The organism is Pedococcus sp. P2_E4, from assembly GCF_056403935.1.
On sequence record NZ_JBFUEO010000048.1, the window covers coordinates 1 to 21,930 of the forward strand.

The window sequence follows — 21,930 nt, forward strand, 5'->3', positions numbered from 1 at the left end:
GCCGTGGTCTGCCCGGTGGTCGGTGCCGCCGCCCGCGTCGTCGCCCGGCTCGTCGCGGTCGGGCTCGAGGTCACCGACACCGGGGGAACCGTGCCCGAGCCCCCCGAGGTCAAGGACCCCCAGGCCTGGGCGCCGAGGATGGCGACAGCCGCCGCGAGCAGGGCCGCGAGCAGCACCACGCCGATGGGGCGCGGCCTGGCCGGCGGCGGACCGTCAGGCGCCGCCGGGGCGCGGTGGGGGGTCCAGTGCTGACCGTCCCAGTACCGCTGGGTCGACGGACGCTCGGGGTCGGGATACCAACCGGCGGGCGGCAGCGGACTCACGGATCTCCTCGGCACTGGCAGGACGGACACAACGGACAGGTCACCGGGAGGCTAGTGCTCCGTGGGGCCACGCGGATCGGATCGCCCGCCCACTCCGACGAACGGGCCATGGCCACCCGCGGTGAACGTGCGATGAGCTCGGTTCGCGGGTGCCCCCAGCGCGGGCCAGGCAGGTCGCGCCCGGGGTGGCTGCCCGACAGGCCGCGCGTCACCGGCGAGCGCGTTGCGCGTCCTCTGGGTAGACGACCACGGGAGGACCACCACATGGCCAGGGACGAACGCCGCCGCAAGAGGCGCGGCGCCATCATCGCGACTCTCCTGTCCGCGCTCCTCGGCGCCGGGGCTGCCACCGCAGCCGTCGTCACCGTGGTGCAGCTCGAGACGCCGGACGACCAGAGCGCCGTGCTCCAGGGTCCCGCAGACACCGTCGACCCGGGGACGGTCATCCCCTACGGCGGCTGACCCCCCGACGAGGGCCCCGACCGCGAGGTCGGGGCCCTCGGTTTGTCCGTATGGCGCACCCGTTGCCCGCGCCATGTGGTTTCGCCGCCTGCCCGAGCGGGGTTGCGACGTCCGGTAGGACTCGGGTTGAAGCGCCTCGTCAGCGCCTGATGAGTCGTTGGATCCAGACACCCGTGATGAGGGCGACAGTCGTCGCCATCGCCCCGGCCGCAACCAGCCCGACCAGGACGGCCACGAGCGGTCGCTGTCCGGGATGCCACAGCGGGGTGGCAATGAGCATGAACGCGACCAKTCCGGCCAACCAGGCGGCCGCTGTGGTCAGAATCCATGTCCAAGCCCTACGGACGGGTCGGCGCAGCTCCAGCCACTGGGCGACGCCGATGGAGGCGAGCAGGACGATGGTGGCAAGGGTGCCGGCCAGCACAACCGGCAGGCGCGGCGCGTGCAGCAGCCAGGGCCCCAACTCGGACGGAAGCATGCCGACCGTGTAGGCCAAGGCGGCCGCGAGCGCCGTCAGAAGAGCGAACCGCGCCGAGCGGAGCCCGGGGAGAGAAGGAGCCAGCGCATGGGCTTGAGCGGCTCCGAGCATGAGGCCCTCCACGCTTCCCGCCGCAACAACCGTCGGTACGGCTACGGCGGATGACCACCTCGCGCTGACCACTCCGAGGACGGCCGGCGCGACGAAGCCAACCATCTCTCCCCCGAGGGTCCAGACCACCCACCTACGGAGCAGGGGGTCAGGCAGCTGGGGTGCAGAGATCAGCACGGAGCCATCCAGCCCGACGACTTCTCCCGAGGACAGGGGGAGGTGCACGGTGGAGTCCTTCGCTGTGTGGTTCGTGCAGTGCGATGCCTTCCTGCCAGCCTTCGGCTCTCGAGGCCACTCGCACAGAGCACTACGTCCCACGCTGGCTTGCTCTCCGGGGCTCCACTCATTGCTTGCGCAGGAGTGCGGGGAGGCTTGGCGGCCACAGCGGGACGTTCGCCTCTGTCGGCTGCAGCGGTCGTGGACCAGCGTCGACCAATGGCTGAGATCCCCGTCCACACACCACCTCACCGAACCAACGGAGCCGCCAAGGCTGCAGGCCTGATGAACAGCCTCGCCAATCGGTTGCTGATACCGATACTCAGCAGCAGCTCCGGTGGACCGCTCGGGCGTCGGTTGGCGTTGGTGGACTATCTGGGGCGCCGAACCGGTCAGCACCACCAGCTCGTCGCGATGTACGTCATCGAAGGACCGACCGTACAGATCACGGTGGGCATGCCGGAGCACAAGACGTGGTGGCGCAACTTCGAGTCGCCGCATCCACTCCAGCTGCGACTGGCCGGTGTCGACCACGACGCCATGGCGCACGTGGTGCACGACCAGGGCCACGTCAGGGTCGTCGTCCAGCTCATACCGGACCAGCAACAGGCACGGGCAGAGGCGGAGGCAGAGGCAGCACTGTGAGGGGCCGCGAACCCCGAGCCCGCCCCGCGGGTGATCGCGCCGCGAAGCGGAACAGCCACAGGCGCACGCGTCTCGTCACGACGAAGGCCCCCGACCGTGAGGTCGGGGGCCTTCGTTTTCCGCGTGCGCAAGGGGGGATTTGAACCCCCACGCCCTTTCGGACACTGCGACCTGAACGCAGCGCGTCTGCCGTTCCGCCACTTGCGCGTGGACGGCCAATTGTGGCGTACCGCCCCCACGATCTCCAAACCGGGCCTGCGCGGGCGTGGCCGGACCTCGCGGACCCGGCCACACGGCATACCGTGACCCACCGCGCCAGCCCTCGGGGGCGTCAGCACGGATCCGACGGCGCGCGTGACCGGTGCACCCAGTCCAGCCCGTTACGATCGGGTGCCGGACCAGATGAGGAGGAGCGGGCAGTGGGACTGTTCGACCGTGTTGAGCAGCGCCTCGAGCGCGCCGTCAACGGTGCCTTCGCGCGTGCCTTCAAGTCCGAGGTCCAGCCGGTCGAGATCGCGAGCGCGATCCGCCGCGCCATGGACGACCGGGCCGCCGTGCTCGGCCAGGGGCGCACCATCGTGCCCAACCTGTTCACCATCGAGCTGTCCGACACCGACTACGAGCGCCTCTCCGGCTACGACGAGGAGCTCGAGGAGGAGCTCATCGCCGCCGCGCAGGAGCACGCCGAGTCCCAGCGCTACCAGCCCGGCGGGCCCCTCCAGGTCAACTTCACCAGCGCCAACGACCTCGAGACCGGCGTCTTCCGGCTGCGCACCTCGACCGCTCGTCGCCCCGGTGCCACCCCGGGCCGCCGTGACGCAGGCGATGGCGGCGCGCCCGCCCCGAGCCCCGCAGCACCGCCCGCGCCGGTCCCGGTACCTCGGCCCACCGACGACGCGCTGGAGGCCACCCAGCGTCAGGCCCCGATCTCGCCGCCCCCGCCCCGGCGGGTCAACCCCGCCGACCGGCCTTGGCTCGACGTCGACGGCGAGCGCTACCCGCTGATGGGCGCCATGACCGTCCTCGGGCGCGACGACTCGGCCGACATCATCCTCGACGACCCCGGCATCTCCCGCCGCCACAGCGAGATCCGCGTGACCACCGACGGGCCCCACCTCGTCGCCAGCATCCGTGACATGGGCTCGACCAACGGCACGTTCGTCAACAGCGAGCGGATCAGCAGCCAGCGCCTGTCCGACGGCGACCGGATCACGGTGGGGCGCACGTCCGTCGTCTTCCGCGCCGGTCGGCGGTGAGCACCACCCATGAGTGAGCTCACCCTGACCGTCATCCGTCTCGGCCTGCTGGCCCTCCTGTGGATCTTCGTCTTCAGCGTGGTCGGCGTCCTGCGCGGTGACATCTACGGCACGCGCGTCGTGAGCCGCACGCCGCGCAAGCCCGCCCCCGCACCCCAGCGCGCCCCGGCGACCCCGCCCGGTCAGCCGGCCGTGGCACCGCCCAAGCGCAAGCGCCAGCCACACTCGTCCGCTCCCCAGTCGCTCGTCGTGACCGCAGGCACACTCACCGGCACCAGCCTCCCGCTGCGCGAGTCGGGCACCGTGATCGGCCGCAACCCCGAGTGCGCGCTCGTCCTCGACGACGACTTCGCCAGCGGCCGGCACGCGCGGATCTTCCACCGCGAGGGTGCGTGGTTCGTCGAGGACCTCGGGTCCACGAACGGCACGTTCCTGGGCAACGAGCGCCTGACCAACCCGGTGCGGGTCGAGGCCGGCAGCACGCTGCGCATCGGCAAGACCGTCATCGAGCTGCGGCGATAGGCCCATTGACGATGCCCTTCTCGTTCCAGTACGCCGCCCGTTCCGACGTGGGCATGGTCCGGTCGGAGAACCAGGACTCCGGGTATGCCGGGCCTCGCCTGCTCGCGATGGCCGACGGCATGGGCGGCCACGCCGGTGGGGACATCGCGTCGTCCGTGGTGATCGGGGCCCTCGTCGACCTCGACGGCGAGGCCCTCGGCAGCGCCGAGGCGAGCAAGGCCCTGCTGCAGCGCATCGAGTCCGCCAACCGCGAGCTCGCGGAGATGGTCAAGGCCGACCCGTCGCTGCACGGCATGGGCACCACGCTCATCGCGATCCTGCGCTCCCAGAACAAGCTCGTGCTCGCCCACATCGGCGACTCGCGGGCGTTCCTCGGACGCGACGGCACGCTGACCCAGATCACCAAGGACCACTCGTTCGTCCAGAGCCTGGTCGACGAGGGCCGGATCACGGCCGACGAGGCCATCGGCCACCCCCAGCGCTCCCTGGTCACCCGGGTCCTCACCGGTCAGGACGACGACGAGCCCGACCTGACCGTGCGCGAGGCCCGGGTCGGCGACCGCTACCTCATCGCGTCCGACGGGCTGACCGACTACGTCGCCGCCGACACCATCTCCGACATCGTCACAGCCGGCGAGACGCCTGCCCGCACGGCCGACCGCCTCGTCGAGCTGGCCCTCAAGGCCGGCGCGCCCGACAACGTCACCATCGTCATCGGTGACGTGGTCGATGCCAGCAAGTCCGGCGGCTCGTCGTCGCAGCCCCAGGTCGTCGGTGCCGCCGCCGCCCACTCGAAGGGCACGCGCCCCATCCCGGTCACGCCGGCAGCCAAGGCCGCCGCCCTGACCCGCGAGGCCAACGGCACCGAGGACGACGAGGTGACCCTCGCCGAGGAGGGCAGCACGTCCGGCCCCGGGCGCTGGCTACGCCGGGCCGCCCTCGCCCTGGTCGCCGTCATCATCGTCGGCGGTGGCACGTATGCCGCGTACGTCTGGTCCCAGCGCCAGTACTTCGTCGGCCAGCACTCGGGCAAGGTCGCTGTCTACCAAGGGATCTCGCAAGACGTGGGGCCGGTGAAGCTGTCCCACGTCGAGCAGGAGAGCGAGGTCGCCCTCGACGACCTGCCCGACTTCTACCGCGCCAAGGTCGAGGCGACCGTGGCGTCCGACAGCCTCAAGGACGCCCAGGCCCTCGTCGAGCAGCTGCGCCTCGAGGCCAGCCGCTGCGCCGTCCGCAAGGCCACCGGCGACACCTGCAGCACCGACGGCACGCCGACCCCAGAGCCGGAGCCCACCACCAGCACCCCCACCACCAGCACCCCCTCCACCACCACGGCGGCCACGGCGTCGACGACCGGCTGACATGACGACGGTCTCAAGCCTGCGCCCCCGCACCCGACGCAACGTCGAGCTGGTCCTGCTCCTGATCGCCGTCGCGATCGTCGTGCTCGCCTACGTCAACGTCGGCCTCGCGACCTCCGGGTCCTTCCCGCCCGGCCTCATCAGCCAGGGCCTGGGGCTGCTCGCGATCTCCCTCGCGTTCCACCTGCTCCTGCGCTGGAAGGCCGCCTACGCCGACCCGCTGCTGCTCCCGATCGTCACCCTGCTCAACGGGTTGGGCCTGGTGATGATCCACCGGCTCGACATCGCCAAGGGCCGCGACATCAGCGGGGGCCTGGCCCTCAAGCAGCTCGTCTGGAGCGCCCTCGCCGTCGCCATCGCCGCCGGGGTCCTGTGGGTGCTGCACGACCACCGCACCCTGCGCCGCTTCACCTTCACGGCGGCGGTCGTCGGGTTCGTGCTGCTGATCCTGCCGCTGGTGCCCGGCATCGGTCGCTCGGTCTACGGCTCGCGCATCTGGATCGGGCTGGGGCCGTTCACGTTCCAGCCCGGCGAGGTCGCCAAGATCGCGTTGGCCGTGTTCTTCGCCGGCTACCTCGTGCAGACCCGGGACGCGCTGTCACTGGCCGGCCGCAAGGTGCTCGGCCTCACCCTGCCGCGCGGTCGTGACCTCGGGCCGATCCTCGTCGCCTGGGTCCTCAGCCTCGGGGTGCTCGTGTTCGAGACCGACCTCGGCTCATCCCTGCTCCTGTTCGGGCTGTTCGTGGCGATGCTCTACGTCGCCACCGAGCGCACCTCGTGGATCGCGATCGGCCTGTCGCTGTTCTGCGCCGGCGCCTACGTCGCCTTCCTGCTGTTCGGGCACGTGCAGGCGCGCGTCCACCTCTGGCTCGACCCGTTCGCCTCCGGGCAGTCCGACCAGATCGCCAAGGGCCTGATGGGTATGGCGTCGGGTGGGCTCCTCGGCACGGGCCTGGGTCGCGGTCGCCCGGACCTCACGTACTTCGCCGAGTCGGACTTCATCATCCCCAGCTTCGGCGAGGAGATGGGCCTGGTCGGGCTGTTCGCGATCCTCGTGCTCTACGTCCTGCTGGTCGAGCGCGGCCTGCGCACCGCCCTCGGGGTACGCGACGGCTTCGGCAAGCTGCTGGCGGCCGGGCTGTCGTTCTCGGTCGCGCTGCAGTGCTTCGTCGTCGTCGGTGGCGTCACGCGGGTCATCCCCCTCACCGGCCTGACCATGCCGTTCCTGTCCTACGGAGGATCCTCCCTGCTCGCCAACTGGTCGCTCGTCGCCATCCTGCTGCGGATCAGCGACCAGGCCCGTCGCCCCGTCGCCGACCTGCCCGAGGGCCCCAGCGCCGCGGGTGAGGCCAAGACCGAGCTGGTGGCGGTCCGGTGAACGCCCCCATCCGCCGCCTCGCCGGCGTCGTCGCCGTGCTGTTCAGCGCGCTGCTCGTCGCCTCCACCTGGATCCAGTTCGTGCAGGCCAAGGAGCTGCAGGAGCGTCCCGACAACCGGCGCACGCTGCTGGCCAACTACGCCCGCGAGCGCGGTCAAATCCTCGTCGGGGGCACCCCGATCGCGAAGTCCACCGCCACCAAGGACGAGCTCAAGTGGCTGCGCACCTACCCGCAAGGCCAGCTCTACTCGCACGTCACCGGGTTCTACTCGTTCACGTACGGAGCAGGCGGCGGCGTCGAGGGTGCCGAGGACCCGCTGCTCTCGGGCTCGTCCGACAAGCTGTTCTACCGCCGGGTCTCCGACATGCTCACCGGCAAGACCCAGACGGGCGCCAGCCTCGAGCTCACGATCAACCCCGCCGCCCAGAAGGCCGCCGACAAGGCCCTCGGTGACCAGCGCGGCGCGGTCGTGGCCCTGGACCCGGCCACCGGTGAGATCCTCGCGATGGTCAGCCACCCGGCATACAACCCCTCGGTGCTGAGCAACCACGACAGCTCCAAGGTGGCCGCGGCCTGGAAGGACCTCAACGCCGACGGCGAGCGCCCCATGGTCAACCGGTCGATCGCCGGCGACCTCTACCCGCCCGGCTCGACGTTCAAGATCGTGACCGCGGCGGCGGCGCTGGAGTCCGGCAAGTTCACCGAGGAGTCGGTCATCCCGGGCCCGGCCACGCTCGACCTCCCGCAGACCAGCGTCGGGCTGCCCAACGATGACAAGCGCGCCTGCGGCCCGGACAACAAGACGACACTCACCCACGCACTCGAGATCTCCTGCAACACCGCCTTCGGATGGCTCGGGATGGAGCTCGGCACCAAGGACTTCCTCGCCCAGGCCGCGAAGTTCGGCGTCGGCGACCGGCTCAGCGTTCCGATGACGGTCACCCCCAGCCGAATCCCCAGCGCGCTCGACAAGCCGCAGCTCGCACAGTCGGCGATCGGCCAGCGTGACGTTCAGGTGACCCCGATGCAGGTCGCCATGATCTCGGCAGCCGTGGCCAACGACGGCGTGATCATGCGGCCCCACCTCGTCCGCAAGGTGACCTCGTCCGACCTCGAGGTCATCGACGAGCCGGGTCCCGAGCAGCTGTCGCAGGCGATCTCGGCCGACACCGCGAGCGCGCTCACCCGGATGATGCAGGCCGTCGTCCGCAGCGGCACGGGCACCGCGGCGCAGATCAGCGGCGTCAGCGTGGCCGGCAAGACCGGCACCGCCCAGCACGGCGACGGCGAGGCGCCGCACGCCTGGTTCACCGGCTTCGCCCCCGCGGACGGCAAGGCCCGCGTCGCGGTTGCCGTGGTCGTGGAGGACGGCGGCAGCCTCGGCAACGAGGCCGTCGGCGGACGCGTCGCCGCGCCGATCGCCAAGGCCGTCATGCAGGCGGTGCTCGGCTCATGACGCTCACGCAGGGACACCTCCTCTCGGGCCGGTACCGGCTCGACGAACCGATCGCCAGCGGTGGCATGGGCACGGTGTGGCGCGCCACGGACGAGCTGCTCGGGCGACGGGTCGCCGTCAAGGTCCTGCACGCCGGGGGCGCCACCGGCGAGGGTGCTGCTCCCGCGGCCACACTGGCCGAGGCTGGGGCCGGGGACGGGGCCGGAACGGGGGCCGGGGCCGCCCAGGCTGGGGACTTCCGCGCGCGGTTCCGCGCCGAGGCCCGCAGCAGCGCGGCCCTCGCGCACCCCAACATCGCCACCGTCTTCGACTTCGGCGACGACGACGACCACCCCTACCTGGTCATGGAGCTCGTCGAGGGCCGCTCCCTCGCGCAGGTCCTGGCCGAGCGCGGTGCCCTGCCCGCCGACGAGGTCGCGTCCATCATCGGCCAGGCAGCACTCGCCCTGCAGATCGCGCATACCGCCGGCGTCATCCACCGCGACGTCAAGCCCGCGAACATCATGCTGACCGCCTCGGGCCTCGTGAAGCTCACCGACTTCGGCATCGCCCGGGTCGCGGCGGCCTCCGGCCTGACCCGCACCGGCGAGGTGCTCGGGACCCCGCACTACCTCTCGCCCGAGCAGGCCCAGGGCGAGCCGGCGACCGCGGCCAGCGACATCTACGCCCTCGGGGTCGTCGGACATGAGCTGCTCACCGGGAGCAGGCCGTTCCACGGCGAGTCGATGGTCGCGACGGCCCTGGCGCACGTCACCCAGGCGGCTCCCGAGCTGCCCGAGTCCGTGCCGGAGCCGCTGCGCTCGGCCGTCATGACAGCCCTCGCCAAGGAGCCGTCCGCCCGTCCCGGCAGCGGTGGTGCACTGGCCGCCATGCTCGGTATGCCGGTCGGCCCGGTGACGCCCCAGACCGGTCTGGGCGGGGCCGGGTCACCGTCCTTCGGCACCGTGGCCCCCGGCACCCAGCTCCTCGGTACCGAGGTCGTTGGCACGGACGCGACCCCGACAAAGGCGACCGGCACCGAAGCGACCGGCACCGAAGCGACCGGCACCGGAGCGGCGGGGCGCAGCGGACCGGCGCCCACCGCCATACTCGCCGTGCCCCGCTCGGACGCGCGCGGCCCCTCGACGCACTCCGAACCCGACTCCGGTCGCGCCGGACGTCGCCCGTGGTGGCTCGTGCCGGTGGGCGCCGCGGGAGTCGTCCTCGCCATCGTCGTCGCGGCCATGTCCCTCGGCGGGGGCGACGACCCGAAGTCCCCGTCGACGCAACCCACCACTCCCGTGACCAGCCGGGCCTCCGCGCCCACCACCTCGACCACCACGACCACTACGGCCGCGACGTCGGCCACGACATCGCCAGTGCCCGCCCACAAGCCCGCCACGGGCAAGGGGCAGGGCAAGGGGGGCAAGAAGAAGTGACGACACCGCTCCTGCTCGGAGGCCGCTACGAGGTCGGGGACCTGCTCGGTCGCGGCGGCATGGCCGAGGTGCACCTCGGCCATGACACGCGGCTGTCCCGACCTGTCGCGATCAAGATGCTGCGCACGGACCTGGCGCGCGACTCGTCGTTCATCAACCGGTTCCGTCGCGAGGCCCAGTCGGCCGCCGGACTCAACCACGCCGCGATCGTCGCCGTCTACGACTCCGGCGAGGACCACGTGACCGAGGCGGGTGGGGCGATCGTGCCGATCCCCTACATCGTCATGGAGTACGTCCAGGGCCAGACCCTGCGCGAGCTCCTCAACGACCGGTCGCCGCTCGAGCCGGTCGAGGCGGCCCGGATCACCGAGGGCATCCTCGACGCGCTGGCCTACAGCCATCGCATGGGGATCGTGCACCGTGACATCAAGCCGGCGAACGTCATGATCGGCGAGCGCGGCGAGATCAAGGTGATGGACTTCGGCATCGCCCGCGCGATCGCCGACGCCAACGCGACGATGACCCAGACCCAGGCCGTCATCGGGACGGCCCAGTACCTCTCACCCGAGCAGGCCCAGGGCCACCACGTCGACGCGCGCTCCGACCTGTACTCGACCGGGTGCCTGCTCTTCGAGCTGCTCACCGGTCGCCCGCCGTTCCAGGGCGACTCGCCCGTGGCGATCGCCTACCAGCACGTCGGCGAGGCGCCGCCGCGTCCGTCGTCGTTCAACCCCGCCGTGCCCCCCGCCCTCGACGCGGTGGTCCTGCACGCGCTGAGCAAGGACCGCGAGGCCCGGTACCAGGACGCCACGGCCTTCCGTGCCGACCTGCAGGCCGCGCGGCTCGGGCGCCCGATCAGTGACGCCGCCCGGGGCACCGCCCAGCGCAGCAGTGGTGGGCCCACGATGGCGATCCCGGCGCCGGGTTCCGCTGCGGCAGCCGCGACGGTCCTGGTGGCCCAGGGACACGCCGGGCTGGACCCCCGCGACCCCAGCGGCGTCCCGGGCAACACCGCCACCCTGCCGGCCATCGGGCACGACCCCGACGAGGACGAGCCGCGCAGGCGGCGGGGGTTCGCGTACGTCCTGCTGGTTCTGGCGGTGGTCGGGGCGATGGCCCTGCTCGGCCTGGCTGGCAAGTCCTTGCTCGACCGGCCCAATACCGCGGCTCAGCAGGTGACCGTCCCCACGGTGGTCGACCTGCCCGAGGCCACGGCCTCGGCGGCGATCCGCAAGGTCGGGCTCGTCCCGCAGATCTCACAGGTCAACAGCACCAAGGAGATCGGCACCGTCGTCGAGCAGAGCCCGGGCGGTGGTGAGAGCGCCGCGGCGGGCTCCACCGTGTCGCTCAGCATCTCCAGCGGTCCCGACAGCGTCACCGTCCCGGACCTGCACGGGTACTCCCAGCAGGAGGCCAAGGCGACACTCGACAACCTCGGGCTCAGGATCGGGTCGAACAGGGCGGAGGACAACACCGACGTCGACAAGGGCAAGGTGACCAAGACCGATCCCGCCTCGGGCCAGGAGATCCCCGTGGGCAGCTCGGTCACGCTCTACTTGTCCAGCGGGCTCGCCGAGGTGCCTGCGGTGACCGGCAAGACGCGCAACGCGGCCGCGGACGAGCTCGGCGCGGCGGGCTTCGAGACCAAGACGGTCTACGAGGACAGCACCGAGGCCGAGGGCACCGTCATCAAGCAGAGCGTCAAGGCCGGCACCAAGGCGGAGTACGGCTCCGAGGTCACGATCACGGTTGCCAAGCCCAAGGCGCCGACCCCGACCACCACGACGACGACCACGCCGCCGCCCACCGCGACGACCCTGCCCACCATCCCGGTCACCCCCACGACAGGGACGACTCCCTAGCAGTGGGGGGCCGCCTGCGTGGGTGGACGCCCTCGGGCCTCCATCCGCCCCTCCGCTTCGCTCCGGGGCTCCCGCCAGACCCGCCACGGCCCTGCGGGCGTCCACCCACACAGCCCTCGGAGTTGTGGCCTAGACCGGGTTGGCCGCCACGGCCCTGCGGGGGTCCCTTCGTGAAGCCTGCCGGCGAGCTAGAGCGGGTTGGCTGCCACGGCCCGGGCCACGCCCTCGGCGTCGTGGACCAGCGGGCTGAGGCCACGGGAGGCCGCGACGGCATCGGTTGCACCACAGACCGCGAGCCAGTTCGCGAGGATGCGGTGACCACCCTCGGTGAGGACGCTCTCGGGGTGGAACTGCACGCCGTGCAACGGCAGGTCACGGTGTCGCACCGCCATGATGATCCCGCTGCGGGTGTGCCCGTTGGCGACCAGCGAGTCGGGCAGGGTCGGCGGGTCGATGGTCAGCGAGTGGTAGCGCGTCGCCGTGAACGGACTCGCGAGCCCCTCGAGGACGCCCGTGTCGTCGTGCACCACGAGCGAGGTCTTGCCGTGCAGCAGCTCCGGGGCGCGCCCCACCGTGGCTCCGGCCACGACCCCCAGCGCCTGGTGGCCGAGGCACACGCCGAGCATCGGCTGGGCGCGCTCGGCGCAGCCCTCGATCATCGCCATCGAGACCCCGGCCTCCTCGGGCGTCCCGGGGCCAGGGGAGACGAGCACCCCGTCATAGCCCTCGGCGTCGGCGGCGGACACCGCGTCGTTGCGCACGACGTCGCAGTCCGCCCCGAGCTGCTGCAGGTAGCCGACGATGGTGAAGACGAAGCTGTCGTAGTTGTCGACCACGAGGATGCGCGTCATGCCCGGTCCTCCTGCGGGAGGGTGTGGTGCAGGGAGTATGCCGCGCCGGCGCCGGCTGCCGGGTCGACCGTGTTGTCGTTGAACGGCATCGACGGAGCGATCCTCGGGAACAGCCAGAGGAAGCAGAAGGCCACGACGGCCAGGACGAGGACGAGCGAGAGCAGCAGCTTGACCGCAAGAGGTCCGGGCAGGGCCCGCCAGATCGCGCCGTAGAGCATCAGGTCCCCTTCGGGGTGTCGAGGGTGCCCGAGGGCAAGCCCTCGGACCGGGGATAGGTGTCGACCAGCTCCGCGAACACGACGTAGCGCTGGGCCGCGGAGTACTTCGGGTGGCAGGCCGTCAGGGTCAGCGTGCCGACGGTCGGTGTGGCCCCCCGCTTCTGCGGCACCGGCAGCAGGACGTCCACCTGGGTGGGGGCGACGATGACGTGACGGCGCACGGCATACACGCTGAAGGTCGTCTTGGTCTCGACGACGATCGTGTCGCCGGCACGCAGCCGGTCGATGTCGTGCAGCGGGCGACCGTAGGTCGTCCGGTGACCCGCCACGGCGAAGTTGCCCACCGTGCCGGGCATCGCGGTGCCGTGGTAGTGGCCGAGCCCTTGTTCGAGCACGTCGTGACCGGTGCCCTCGAGGATCGGACGGGCGTAGTCGGCGCCGAGCCGCGGGATCCGCAGGATGGCGAAGGCCTTGCCGAACGGCACGGCCGCTGGCGCGGTGCGGGGCGGCGCCGACGCCGACGCCGTGGGGCCCGACCCGAAGTCGCGCGTCAGCGCCTGGACGGTGCCGGACTGCTCGCGGTTGGCGGTGACGTCGGTCCACCACAGCTGCCATCCGACGAACAGCAGCAGCACCAGCCCCGCGGTCAGGCACAGGTCGCCGAAGATCCCGACGACCCACCGCAGCGCCTTCACTTGGCCACCCGGGCGTGCTGGAGGTTGATCGAGCCGGCGTACGCCGGGAAGGTCGTCGAGGCCTGTGTGGAGACGTCGTAGCCGAGCCCGACCGCCCCGACGTAGTCGCGGTAGATCGAGACCGTGGGGTTGGTGTCGAGCGATCGGCGCATGGCCTGCTGGTCACCCATGGCCGTGATGGCGTAGGGCGGGGAGTAGACCCGGCCCTGCAGGATCAGGGTGTTGCCGACACAGCGGACCGCGCTGGTCGAGATGACCCGCTGGTCCATCAGCATCATCGCCTCGGCGCCGCCCTCCCACAGCGCGTTGACCACGGCCTGCACGTCCTGCTGGTGCACGACGTAGTCGTCGACGCTGAAGCCGTCGGGCAACGGGCTGGGCACGTTGGCGGCGTCGTCGAGCCGGACCCGCAGGGTCGGGCCGGTGACCGTCTGCGTGCCTGCGGCGAGGGCGAGCGCGTCGGCCTTGGCGTTGACCTGGGTCACCCGGAGGTCGCCGGGGGCCTGCTGCGCCGAGAGCCGGTCGACCTCGGCCCGCAGGGAGCTCAGGTCGCGCGCGGCGACGGTGTTGTCGCGGGTCTCCTCGCGGATCAGGCCGGGCAGGTCGGAGCCCGACGAGCGCAGGTCGGTGCCCTTGGCCGTGGCGGCGCTCGTCGCGAAGAGCGCACCGGCGGCGAGGGCGACGAGCGGCACGACGGCGGACCAGGGCGTGGGTCGACGCGTCAGCCACGTCAGCCTCTGGTCCACCATGGGCACTACGCTATGCCACACGTCCGGGCGGCCCCGACAGCCGTCCATGGTGCCGTACCACGTGCTAGGAGTTCTCGTGCCAGAGTCCAAGGGCCGCGACAAGCGGGTCTACACCGCACCCCCGAAGCCCTCGAAGGCCAAGGTGGGCAACCCGCCCTGGTTCGTGCCGGTGATGCTGACCCTCATGGTCGTCGGCCTGCTGTGGATCGTCGTCTTCTACATCACGAGCCAGCAGTTCCCGATCGAGTCGATCGGTCGCTGGAACCTCGGCGTCGGCTTCGGCCTCATGCTCACCGGCTTCGCCATGACGACCCGCTGGCGGTAGCAGCACGCCAGCCGCTCGCCACCCGGGCGCGGGCCAGCCCGCCGGCCCGCCGACCGGTGAGGGCGGTGAAGCCGACGCAGGGCCCGCCCGGGTTATCCACAGGTTTGTGCACAGCTGGGGATGAATGACACCGCTGTAATACGACGAATGTCGTAGGTGGGTCCACTGCGGACGACGGGGACCGGACAGCGGGCACGGAACGACGGGTGCGTCAGACGACCGCGCCGATGGCCGGGGTCAGGGCGTACTTGGCGACGGCCAGGGCGACCAGGACGACGAGCACCAGGGCGATCCCGGGCCACTGCAGCGCCTGCCGCTCCTTGGTGCGCGTGGCGGCGATGACCGCAGCCACGGCAGCTCCGGTGATGAGACCGCCGAGGTGGGCCTGCCACGCGACGTTGGGCACCACGAAGCCGATGACCGCGTTGAGGCCGATGGTCACGTACATCCCGGCCGACGACCGCCCGAGGTGCCGGTTGAGCACGAGCAGTGCGCCGAACAGCCCGAACACCGCCCCCGAGGCACCGACCGCGCCCTGCAGCCAGAGGCTGTCCTGCGCCTCCTGCGCCGTCTGGGGCGGGAACGACATGAGCAGGTAGCAGACCGAGCCACCCAGGGCGCTCACGAGGTAGACGGCGGCGTACCGCCCCGCCCCCAGCAGCCGCTCGAGGTACTGGGCGCCCACCATCCACAGCGCCAGCATGTTGAACAGGATGTGGGTGACGTTGCCGTGCGCGAACGCGGCCGTGAGGAAGCGCCACGGCTCGCGCTCGCCGAGGAAGGGCACGAACGCGATGTCACCGGTGAGGCCCGGCCGCACCACCTGCGCGACGTAGACGAGCGCGCAGAGCCCGATGACCGCATACGACACCACGGGGGTGTCGGTGACGTTGCCGCCGAACACGGTCCGGGTCGAGCGGACCGACCGTGCCTGCTCGCGCACGCAGTCGACGCACTGGACACCGACCGCGGCCGGGCGCTGGCACTCGGGACACACCGGCCTGGCGCACCGCTGGCACCGCACGTAGGCCACCCGGTCCGGGTGGCGTGGGCACACTGGCGGCGCCTCCTGCTGAGGGTATGCCGATGGCTCACTCATGCGCGGTGCCTTCCCCGTCGGGGGACCGCACCGGCCCGTGGGACCGGTGCGGTCGACCCGACCTCGGTGGAGTCAGTCGTTGACGTGCGGTCAGTCGTGGACGACGACCGACTCGATGACAACGTCCTCGACCGGCTTGTCGTTCGCACCGGTGGGCACAGCGGCGATCTTGTCGACGACCTCGCGGCTCGGGCCGTCAGCAACCTCACCGAAGATGGTGTGCTTGCCCTGGAGCCACGTCGTGGCCCCGACGGTGATGAAGAACTGCGACCCGTTGGTGCCCTTGCCCATCCGCTTGCCGGCGTTGGCCATGGCGAGCATGTAGGGCTTGGTGAAGTCCTTGTCGGGGCTGATCTCGTCGTCGAAGGTGTAACCCGGACCGCCGAAGCCCTGGCCCAGCGGGCAGCCGCCCTGGACCATGAACCCCGGGATGATCCGGTGGAAGACGAGGCCGTCGAAGAACGGCGTGGGGTTGGAGCGACCCGCGTCATCGCGGTACTCCTGCTCGCCCTTGGCCAGACCGACGAAGTTCTTGACGGTCTTGGGGGCGTGGTCGGGGAACAGCGTGACGTTGATGTCGCCGTGGTTGGTCTTGAGGGTGACGTCCATGCTGGTCATCCTTCCACGAGCCGTCCGCGCAGAGCTCTCCCGGAGGTCCCGGGCCACCCGGCGACGACCCCCACGGGCTTGCTCACCAGCGGAAACAAGGCAGGATGGGTGAGGAAGCGTCATCGCGAGCAGTCCATCCAGCAACCTGTAGGAGGCAATGGTGTTCCGCACCAAGAGCAAGACCGAGCAGGCCACCGACAAGGTCACCACCGGCGCGCACACCGCCGCCGAGTACGCCGCAGCCCTCAAGGAGCGCGTCGCTCCGACCGCCGGCGTCGCCAAGGAACGCGCTGCCACGGCAGCGGTCAGTGCCAAGGACTGGAGCAAGCCCCACGTGGAGGCAGCCCGCGACTGGGCCAAGCCGCACGTGGACCACGGCATCGAGGTCGCCGCCCCCAAGCTGCAGGGTGCCGTCGAGGGCCTCGCGCCCAAGGTCGACACCGCGCGCGACACCATCGTCGACTCGCTGCTGCCCAAGGTGGCCGAGGCCATCGCGGCCGTCGCCGCCGCATCTGTCGCCGCCAAGGAGGCCGCCGTCGAGACGTCCGACCGGGCACCCGACGCCCTCGCGGTCCTCAAGGGAGACCGGGTCGCGAAGCGCCGCAAGGGACGCTCGTTCCTGGTGATCCTGGGCCTGCTGGCTGCGGCCGCTGCAGCAGCCGCCGCGTTCCGCAAGCGCGCCCCGCGCGAGGACCCCTGGGCCACGCCCCTCGAGGACCCGTACACCGCACCGACCACCGGCCGCGGCTCGTCGGTGTCGAGCTTCACCGACGCCGCCAAGGACAAGGCGAGCACGGCGGCCGACACCGTCAAGGACAAGGCGGCAGCGGCCAAGGACAAGGTCGCCGACGCCACCGCCGAAGCCAAGGACAAGGTCACCTCGACCGGCAAGCACGCCGCCGGCCAGGCAGCGGACTCCGTCGAGGACGCTGCCGAGGACGTCGCCGACAAGGCCGAGGACGTCAAGGACTCGGTCGACTGACGCCCCCGGGCTCTTCACCAACCTCTGCTAGCAGGGTTTGGCGAAAGGTGGACAGGTTGCAACCTGTCCACCTTTCGCTTTCCCCTGCTAGCAGGACTTCGTCAAAGGGCCGGATTGGCGAGACCCGGCAGATCCCGAGCACGAAATCACCGCACCAACAGGTAGCGTGGCAACGCATGTGGGACCTGGCTGCCGGACCGTTCCTCGCCGCGGCGGGGCTGCTCGTGGTGGCCGGGGTCCCCAAGGTCGTCGACCCCCTCCCGCTGGTGCGGGCCCTGCGCACCGCTGGCTTGCCGGCTGGTCGCCACATCGTGCGCGCCTTCGCCGTCGGTGAGGTGCTGGTGGGGGTGTGGGCCCTCGTCGCCCCCGGGCGGCTGGGCGCGGCGCTGGTGGCCACGGCATACCTCGTCTTCACGGCCTTCGTGGGCTGGGTCCTGGCCCGGGGCGGGGTGCTCGGGTCGTGCGGTTGCTTCGGCAAGCCGGACACCCCTGCCACCCGCACCCACCTCGTCCTCACCGCGGCCGGCGCACTGACCGCAGCAGTCGTGGCCATCGACCCGCCATCCGGCGCCTGGTCCGGGGTCGACGCGACCGTCGTGACCACGGGCGGACTGGCCGTCGTGATCGCGTTCCTCGCCTGGCAGGTCATGGCGGTCCTGCCGACCACGGCGCCCGCCGCCATCCGCACGACGTCCCGCCAGGGCACGTCCCGACCCACCACGGGGGACTGACGCATGCTCGCCGCCGTCATCGCCGAGGGCGTCGCCATCGTGCTGCTCGGGGTCCTCGTCCTCGGCCTGCTGCGCAGCCACGCCCTCATCCTCAAGGCGCTCCACGAGCTCGGCGCCGGGCTCGAGCTCGAGCGTGAGGCCGGCACCGGCGTCACGACCGCCACGACTGGCGGCAAGCCGGGACCCGTGCCCGTCGAGCTCGAGTCTGGCGTGGTCCAGGCGACCCGCAAGGACTCCGCCCGCGCACACGACATCGTCGGCACCGACCTCGACCGGACCGAGCGGCACGTCACCGTGAGCACCCCGGGTTCGCGCACCCTGCTGGCGTTCCTCACCAGTGGATGCAGCGTGTGCCAGACCTTCTGGGACGAGTTCCAGGGCCCGGTCGACGTGCCCGGCAACGGTGACCTGGCGATCATCGCGAAGGGGTCCGCCGAGGAGTCGCCGTCGAGCCTGCGCTCGCTCGCGGGCGACCGTGCCGTCGTCCAGTCCTCGGCGGCGTGGGTCGACTACGACATCCCGGGATCGCCCTACTTCGTCTACGTCGAGGGTGGCGTCGTCACGGGCGAGGGTTCGGCGACCACGTGGGCGCAGGTCCGTGACCTGATGGCCCAGGGGGTCGCCGACAACGACGAGGCGCGCGCAGCGGCCGGCCGCACCGGACCCGGGCTGCTGGGCGGTGACGAGCTGGGTCGTGGCGAGCGCGACAGCCTGCCCCGGATGGACGCCGAGCTCCGAGCAGCCGGCGTGGCGCCGGGCGACCCCAGCCTCTACGAGTCACCCGATGCCGAGGCCCCGTCGGCCCACGTCGACCCGGCCGCCCACGATCACGTGCACGACCACGACCACGTGCACGACCACGCCCACCCCCACGAGCACGCCCACCCCCACGAGCACACCCACGGCCACTGACGTGTCCGTCACCGCCCTCGCCCTCGCCCTGGGTCTGCCCATGGCCGCGGTCGCCGCGGTCCGGGCGACCTGGTCGCCTTGAGGCGAGTCGATGCTCTCGAGCATCAGCCCGCTCGGCGAGCGGGCCCGCAACTCCCGCTGGTGGCTGACCACCACGGCATACCTCCTCGGATCCCTGGCCGGGGGACTCGCGGTCGGAGGCCTCGCCGCCCTGCTCGGCTCGGCCGTGCCCGACGACATCCGAGGGTCGCGCTGGGCCCTGGTCGTCGTGGCGGTGCTGCTTCTGGTCGGACTGGCGCTGGACCTGCGCAACGCCCCGTCCGTGCCGTCGTGGCGCCGCCAGGTCGACGAGCAGTGGCTCACCCGCTACCGCGGCTGGGTCTACGGCGTGGGGTTCGGGGCGCAGCTCGGGTTCGGCCTGGTCACGATCATCACGAGTGCGAGCACGTATGCCGTGGTGCTGCTCGCGGCGCTCACCGGTCACCTCGGTGCCGGGCTGCTCGTGGGCGCGACGTTCGGGGTGGGGCGGGCAGTGCCGTCCCTGCTGATGGCGGGGGTGGCCGACCGTGACGGCCTGCACCGCGTCTTCACCCGGGTCGAAAGATGGGCAAATCCGGCAGCAGTCGCGGCTAAGGTGGCCCTGGGAGGAGCGGCAGCGATCCTGCTCGCCGCCGCAGTTGGGAGTTGAGTGCCGTGGCTGACGACTTCGGGTTGAGGGCTGTCGCGCCCCGTGGTTGGCAGGTCGCGGTGACCCGTCGCCCCGGCGCCGAGCCGGCCGAGCCGCCCGCGTCCGCCGCCCGGGGCTCGCGGGTGCTCGCCCCAGGGGCCGTCGACGTGACCCGCGGGGTGCTGCACGCCTGCACCCGGGCCATGCCTGCTGACCGGGGTGACTTCGGCAGCGGGGTCGTGGACCTGCTCGCGCCGGACGACATCTTCGTGGCGCTGGTCGACTACGGCGCAGAGGTGGCCGACGTCGGCCTGTTCGAGAAGCAGGGCCTGCCGCGGCTGGCGCCGTCGCAGTTCGGCCCCAACCGGCTGCAGCGCCCCCTGCCGGGCATGAGCGCGTCCCAGCACTTCTTCAGCTCCGGCGGCAGGGCGTTCTGCCTGTTCACCGTCCTGGGCAGCCACGCCCGCCGGATGGCCTCGGTGCCGCGCGCCGCCCAGCTGGTGCGCAGCATCCAGATCACCGACCGGGCCACTCTGTCCCGCCGAGGAGGACGACCGTGAGCACCCTCGACGACCTCAACGCCGGGCCAGGCGGGCTGGCGGGGTTGGTCGGCTCTCTGTCGCGCCGGCTGCGCCCGGCCTCACGACGAGACGTCCTCGTCGGCGCGACGGTCGCCGCAACCGCCCTGGCCACCAAGCCCAAGGAGTACGCCCTGCGGCCCGTGGCGGCCTACGCCACCATCTGCGGTCCCGGCAACACCGCGTCGAGCGGCTGGACGGTCTTCTGCGCCACGGTCAACAACGGGGTGAACGCCTGCCCGCCGGGCAGCTTCGCCGCGGGCTGGTGGAAGGCCGCCGGCTCGTCGTGGTGTGGTGGCGGCTACCGCTACATCGTCGACTGCAACGCCAGCTGCTCCAAGTGCACGACCGGCTGCAGCGACAACATGTGTGACTCGAGGTGCTGGAGCTGCTCCTGCGGCACCGGCTCGTCGGCCACCTGCGACCGGCGCCGGATCTGCTGCAACGCATTCCGCTATGGCCAGTGCAACACCCAGGTCAAGTGCAGCGGTGGCGTGCACTGTCGCGTCGTGAGCTGCGTGGCGCCCTACAAGTGGGCCAGCTGCACCACGACGTCGCTCTCCGACAACCGCACGAGCGAGCACAGCGCCCCGGCCCTGCCCGTGTGGGGCTCGATCTCGCTGAAGTACCGCAACCTCGGCGAGCAGGGCTCCTACCTCAAGGCCTCGGCCGGGCCGGTGCGCCAGGTGGGCGACGGTCGCGGTGCCTACGTCCAGTACCAGGGCGGCAAGATCGTCACGAACCCCACCAACGGCACGCGGGCCGTGTCGGCCTTCGTCGACAGGGTGTGGCAGGGCGCGGGCGGTGTCCGGGGAGTCCTCGGGTACCCCGCGTCCGACCAGGTCAACGGCCGACCGGACGGCGGGTGGATCCAGCTGTTCGAGAAGGGGGCCATCACGGACTCCGCGAGCACCTCCACCCAGGTGGTTGCCGGTGAGAGCTACCGCAAGTGGGTTGCCGCAGGGCGCGAGTCAGGCGTGCTGGGTTATCCCACGTCTGCGCTGAAGACTGGACTGCGCAACAGCGGATGGATCCAGACCTTCCAGCGCGGCGCGGTCACCGACTCGGCCGGAACGTCGGCCCAGAGCGTCAACGAGGCGCGCTACACGATGTGGGTGGCGGCTGGTCGCGAGAACGGCGTGCTCGGCTACCCGACCTTCGGCGCCACGTTCGGTCACCCGGACGGCGGGTGGATCCAGAAGTTCGAGGGTGGTTCGCTCACCGACTCGGCCAGCACCAGCCCCCAGCTGGTCCCGGGCGTCATGGACGTAGCCTGGGCCGCGACGGGCCGCTATGACGGTGTGCTGCGCTATCCCAACGCGGCGATGGTCACCGAGGCTCGGGGATCGCACCAGGTGTTCCAGGGCGGTGAGCTGTGGGCCCTCCACGGGAGCCCGGCCCGCCGCGTGTATGGCGCCGTGCTCACCCAGTGGAAGGCCGCCGGTGGCGCGGGTGGCCGCTACGGCTACCCCCTGACGGACACCACCGCCGGTTCAGGTGGCTCGCTGACCTGCCGGTTCGAGGGCGGCACGATCACGACCTGAGGGGCTCGCCCTCGTCGGTCGGCGGCCCTTCCCACCCGCTCCTGCCCCCTTCGGTGCCGGGGGCACGCAGCTCGCGCGCGCCGTCGTCGCGGCGGCGGGTCACCAGCCGGGCGTCGAGGCGCTCCAGCAGTGGGACGGCGACCCGGCGGCTGGTACCCATCGCCCGCGCCGCCTCGCCCACGGTGAACGGCTGATCGAGCATCCGTACGGCGGCCTCGGCCCGGGCGAGGGCGTCCCCGGCCAACACGACGCCACCGATCCGGAGCACGTCACCGGCCTCCGCGGCTGTCGCGAGAGCAGCAGGGGTGAGGCTCCACTGGTCGAGCTGGTCACGGGTCGGTGGGTCGAGCGGGTGCTCGGCCAGCCAGGCCATCAGGGTGGCCTGACCCGCACCCTTGGCGGTGGGCGCTCGGGTGCGCGCGGGGGCGGCCGCGTGTGCCGGTGTCGCCGCGTGCGCGGGGGCCGCCGCGCCCGCCGGGGT

25 protein-coding genes, 1 tRNA gene and 1 pseudogene are annotated in these 21,930 nt (G+C 71.8%); 17 read left to right on the forward strand and 10 right to left on the reverse strand.

Annotation, left to right across the window (positions count from 1 at the left end):
* Positions 1-252 (forward strand): hypothetical protein (locus AC1DV7_RS16170; RefSeq protein ID WP_477598325.1); only part of this gene is annotated, 252 nt, incomplete at its 5' end.
* Here AC1DV7_RS16170 and AC1DV7_RS16175 read toward each other — a convergent pair.
* Positions 252-353: pseudogene (locus AC1DV7_RS16175) on the reverse strand (DUF2510 domain-containing protein); the annotation flags it as partial. The gene AC1DV7_RS16170 and the pseudogene AC1DV7_RS16175 overlap by 1 nt on opposite strands.
* 234 nt (positions 354-587) lie before the next feature.
* On the opposite strand from AC1DV7_RS16175, the gene AC1DV7_RS16180 reads away from it, so the two are divergent.
* Positions 588-785 carry a hypothetical protein gene (locus AC1DV7_RS16180; protein WP_477598284.1) on the forward strand — a complete coding sequence of 66 codons (198 nt, stop codon included), beginning with the start codon at positions 588-590 and terminating at the stop codon, positions 783-785.
* A 139-nt stretch (positions 786-924) separates the two neighbouring features.
* On the opposite strand, the gene AC1DV7_RS16185 is transcribed toward AC1DV7_RS16180, so the two are convergent.
* On the reverse strand, positions 925-1,599 hold the full coding sequence (locus AC1DV7_RS16185; RefSeq protein WP_477598286.1) for a hypothetical protein: 675 nt from the start codon (positions 1,597-1,599) through the stop codon (positions 925-927).
* A 357-nt stretch (positions 1,600-1,956) separates the two neighbouring features.
* On the opposite strand from AC1DV7_RS16185, the gene AC1DV7_RS16190 reads away from it, so the two are divergent.
* Complete coding sequence (locus tag AC1DV7_RS16190) at positions 1,957-2,235, forward strand: hypothetical protein (protein ID WP_477598287.1); 279 nt, start codon at positions 1,957-1,959, stop codon at positions 2,233-2,235.
* Between the two features lie 124 nt (positions 2,236-2,359).
* Here the strand turns inward: AC1DV7_RS16190 and AC1DV7_RS16195 are convergent.
* Positions 2,360-2,442, reverse strand: a tRNA-Leu gene (locus tag AC1DV7_RS16195).
* A gap of 212 nt (positions 2,443-2,654) precedes the next feature.
* Between AC1DV7_RS16195 and AC1DV7_RS16200 the strand changes: the two genes are divergently transcribed.
* Genes AC1DV7_RS16200 through pknB form a run of 7 tightly spaced genes read left to right on the forward strand, consistent with a single transcriptional unit; the run spans position 2,655 to position 11,489 of the window.
* Positions 2,655-3,491, forward strand: coding sequence for an FhaA domain-containing protein (locus tag AC1DV7_RS16200; RefSeq protein WP_477598289.1), 837 nt, complete (start codon positions 2,655-2,657; stop codon positions 3,489-3,491).
* Positions 3,492-3,500: 9 nt separating this feature from the next.
* Complete coding sequence (locus AC1DV7_RS16205) at positions 3,501-4,013, forward strand: FHA domain-containing protein FhaB/FipA (protein ID WP_477598291.1); 513 nt, start codon at positions 3,501-3,503, stop codon at positions 4,011-4,013.
* A gap of 11 nt (positions 4,014-4,024) precedes the next feature.
* Positions 4,025-5,374, forward strand: coding sequence for a PP2C family protein-serine/threonine phosphatase (locus AC1DV7_RS16210; RefSeq protein ID WP_477598293.1), 1,350 nt, complete (start codon positions 4,025-4,027; stop codon positions 5,372-5,374).
* Between the two features lies 1 nt (position 5,375).
* A complete protein-coding gene (locus tag AC1DV7_RS16215) occupies positions 5,376-6,752 on the forward strand; it encodes an FtsW/RodA/SpoVE family cell cycle protein (protein WP_477598295.1) in 1,377 nt (458 codons plus the stop codon).
* Positions 6,749-8,209, forward strand: coding sequence for a peptidoglycan D,D-transpeptidase FtsI family protein (locus tag AC1DV7_RS16220; RefSeq protein WP_477598297.1), 1,461 nt, complete (start codon positions 6,749-6,751; stop codon positions 8,207-8,209). The genes AC1DV7_RS16215 and AC1DV7_RS16220 overlap by 4 nt, the downstream gene beginning before the upstream one ends.
* Complete coding sequence (locus AC1DV7_RS16225; protein ID WP_477598298.1) at positions 8,206-9,627, forward strand: serine/threonine-protein kinase; 1,422 nt, start codon at positions 8,206-8,208, stop codon at positions 9,625-9,627. The genes AC1DV7_RS16220 and AC1DV7_RS16225 overlap by 4 nt, the downstream gene beginning before the upstream one ends.
* Positions 9,624-11,489, forward strand: a complete 1,866-nt coding sequence (gene pknB, locus AC1DV7_RS16230) for a Stk1 family PASTA domain-containing Ser/Thr kinase (RefSeq protein ID WP_477598300.1) — start codon at positions 9,624-9,626, stop codon at positions 11,487-11,489. The genes AC1DV7_RS16225 and pknB overlap by 4 nt, the downstream gene beginning before the upstream one ends.
* 188 nt (positions 11,490-11,677) lie before the next feature.
* Here pknB and AC1DV7_RS16235 read toward each other — a convergent pair whose 3' ends face one another.
* Genes AC1DV7_RS16235 through AC1DV7_RS16250 form a run of 4 tightly spaced genes read right to left on the reverse strand, consistent with a single transcriptional unit; the run spans position 11,678 to position 14,002 of the window.
* A complete protein-coding gene (locus tag AC1DV7_RS16235; protein WP_477598302.1) occupies positions 11,678-12,340 on the reverse strand; it encodes an aminodeoxychorismate/anthranilate synthase component II in 663 nt (220 codons plus the stop codon).
* Positions 12,337-12,558: a hypothetical protein gene (locus AC1DV7_RS16240; RefSeq protein ID WP_477598303.1), complete on the reverse strand. Its 222-nt coding sequence runs from the start codon at positions 12,556-12,558 to the stop codon at positions 12,337-12,339. Before AC1DV7_RS16240 ends, AC1DV7_RS16235 begins: the two co-directional genes overlap by 4 nt.
* Positions 12,558-13,253, reverse strand: a complete 696-nt coding sequence (locus tag AC1DV7_RS16245; protein ID WP_477598305.1) for a class E sortase — start codon at positions 13,251-13,253, stop codon at positions 12,558-12,560. Before AC1DV7_RS16245 ends, AC1DV7_RS16240 begins: the two co-directional genes overlap by 1 nt.
* Positions 13,250-14,002, reverse strand: coding sequence for a DUF881 domain-containing protein (locus AC1DV7_RS16250; RefSeq protein ID WP_477598307.1), 753 nt, complete (start codon positions 14,000-14,002; stop codon positions 13,250-13,252). The genes AC1DV7_RS16245 and AC1DV7_RS16250 overlap by 4 nt, the downstream gene beginning before the upstream one ends.
* Before the next feature lie 76 nt (positions 14,003-14,078).
* On the opposite strand from AC1DV7_RS16250, the gene AC1DV7_RS16255 reads away from it, so the two are divergent.
* The gene (locus AC1DV7_RS16255; protein ID WP_477598308.1) at positions 14,079-14,327 is read left to right on the forward strand and encodes a cell division protein CrgA; all 249 of its coding nucleotides are present in this window, start codon (positions 14,079-14,081) and stop codon (positions 14,325-14,327) included.
* A 211-nt stretch (positions 14,328-14,538) separates the two neighbouring features.
* On the opposite strand, the gene AC1DV7_RS16260 is transcribed toward AC1DV7_RS16255, so the two are convergent.
* Positions 14,539-15,426 carry a rhomboid family intramembrane serine protease gene (locus tag AC1DV7_RS16260; RefSeq protein ID WP_477598309.1) on the reverse strand — a complete coding sequence of 296 codons (888 nt, stop codon included), beginning with the start codon at positions 15,424-15,426 and terminating at the stop codon, positions 14,539-14,541.
* Between the two features lie 90 nt (positions 15,427-15,516).
* Positions 15,517-16,035, reverse strand: coding sequence for a peptidylprolyl isomerase (locus tag AC1DV7_RS16265; RefSeq protein ID WP_477598311.1), 519 nt, complete (start codon positions 16,033-16,035; stop codon positions 15,517-15,519).
* A 160-nt stretch (positions 16,036-16,195) separates the two neighbouring features.
* Here AC1DV7_RS16265 and AC1DV7_RS16270 point away from each other — a divergent pair, with 160 nt between their 5' ends.
* The 6 genes from AC1DV7_RS16270 to AC1DV7_RS16295 all read left to right on the forward strand — a co-directional run bounded on the left by AC1DV7_RS16270 (position 16,196) and on the right by AC1DV7_RS16295 (position 21,449).
* Entirely contained in the window at positions 16,196-17,017 is an 822-nt protein-coding gene (locus tag AC1DV7_RS16270; RefSeq protein WP_477598313.1) for a hypothetical protein, read from the forward strand.
* A 176-nt stretch (positions 17,018-17,193) separates the two neighbouring features.
* The gene (locus AC1DV7_RS16275) at positions 17,194-17,748 is read left to right on the forward strand and encodes a MauE/DoxX family redox-associated membrane protein (protein WP_477598315.1); all 555 of its coding nucleotides are present in this window, start codon (positions 17,194-17,196) and stop codon (positions 17,746-17,748) included.
* Between the two features lie 3 nt (positions 17,749-17,751).
* Positions 17,752-18,660 (forward strand): hypothetical protein, encoded by a 909-nt coding sequence (locus tag AC1DV7_RS16280; protein WP_477598316.1) that lies wholly within the window; start codon positions 17,752-17,754, stop codon positions 18,658-18,660.
* A 91-nt stretch (positions 18,661-18,751) separates the two neighbouring features.
* The gene (locus AC1DV7_RS16285; RefSeq protein WP_477598318.1) at positions 18,752-19,348 is read left to right on the forward strand and encodes an urease accessory protein UreH domain-containing protein; all 597 of its coding nucleotides are present in this window, start codon (positions 18,752-18,754) and stop codon (positions 19,346-19,348) included.
* 5 nt (positions 19,349-19,353) lie between these two features.
* Positions 19,354-19,887 (forward strand): hypothetical protein, encoded by a 534-nt coding sequence (locus AC1DV7_RS16290; RefSeq protein WP_477598320.1) that lies wholly within the window; start codon positions 19,354-19,356, stop codon positions 19,885-19,887.
* Positions 19,884-21,449 (forward strand): LGFP repeat-containing protein, encoded by a 1,566-nt coding sequence (locus AC1DV7_RS16295; protein WP_477598321.1) that lies wholly within the window; start codon positions 19,884-19,886, stop codon positions 21,447-21,449. The genes AC1DV7_RS16290 and AC1DV7_RS16295 overlap by 4 nt, the downstream gene beginning before the upstream one ends.
* On the opposite strand, the gene AC1DV7_RS16300 is transcribed toward AC1DV7_RS16295, so the two are convergent.
* The coding region (locus tag AC1DV7_RS16300) for a SelB domain-containing protein (RefSeq protein ID WP_477598323.1) at positions 21,439-21,930 on the reverse strand (492 nt) is incomplete at its 5' end. The two genes, AC1DV7_RS16295 and AC1DV7_RS16300, sit on opposite strands and share 11 nt — an antisense overlap.

What these genes read in the sequence shown, in the direction of transcription:
- AC1DV7_RS16275 (WP_477598315.1), top strand. Translation starts at nt 17,194, where the DNA reads ATGTGGGACCTGGCTGCCGGACCGTTCCTCGCCGCGGCGGGGCTGCTC.
- AC1DV7_RS16225 (WP_477598298.1), top strand. Translation starts at nt 8,206, where the DNA reads ATGACGCTCACGCAGGGACACCTCCTCTCGGGCCGGTACCGGCTCGAC.
- AC1DV7_RS16215 (WP_477598295.1), top strand. Translation starts at nt 5,376, where the DNA reads ATGACGACGGTCTCAAGCCTGCGCCCCCGCACCCGACGCAACGTCGAG.
- AC1DV7_RS16180 (WP_477598284.1), top strand. Translation starts at nt 588, where the DNA reads ATGGCCAGGGACGAACGCCGCCGCAAGAGGCGCGGCGCCATCATCGCG.
- AC1DV7_RS16285 (WP_477598318.1), top strand. Translation starts at nt 18,752, where the DNA reads ATGCTCTCGAGCATCAGCCCGCTCGGCGAGCGGGCCCGCAACTCCCGC.
- AC1DV7_RS16235 (WP_477598302.1), bottom strand. Translation starts at nt 12,340, where the DNA reads ATGACGCGCATCCTCGTGGTCGACAACTACGACAGCTTCGTCTTCACC.
- AC1DV7_RS16205 (WP_477598291.1), top strand. Translation starts at nt 3,501, where the DNA reads ATGAGTGAGCTCACCCTGACCGTCATCCGTCTCGGCCTGCTGGCCCTC.
- AC1DV7_RS16250 (WP_477598307.1), bottom strand. Translation starts at nt 14,002, where the DNA reads ATGGTGGACCAGAGGCTGACGTGGCTGACGCGTCGACCCACGCCCTGG.
- AC1DV7_RS16280 (WP_477598316.1), top strand. Translation starts at nt 17,752, where the DNA reads ATGCTCGCCGCCGTCATCGCCGAGGGCGTCGCCATCGTGCTGCTCGGG.
- AC1DV7_RS16210 (WP_477598293.1), top strand. Translation starts at nt 4,025, where the DNA reads ATGCCCTTCTCGTTCCAGTACGCCGCCCGTTCCGACGTGGGCATGGTC.
- AC1DV7_RS16260 (WP_477598309.1), bottom strand. Translation starts at nt 15,426, where the DNA reads ATGAGTGAGCCATCGGCATACCCTCAGCAGGAGGCGCCGCCAGTGTGC.
- AC1DV7_RS16265 (WP_477598311.1), bottom strand. Translation starts at nt 16,035, where the DNA reads ATGGACGTCACCCTCAAGACCAACCACGGCGACATCAACGTCACGCTG.
- AC1DV7_RS16240 (WP_477598303.1), bottom strand. Translation starts at nt 12,558, where the DNA reads ATGCTCTACGGCGCGATCTGGCGGGCCCTGCCCGGACCTCTTGCGGTC.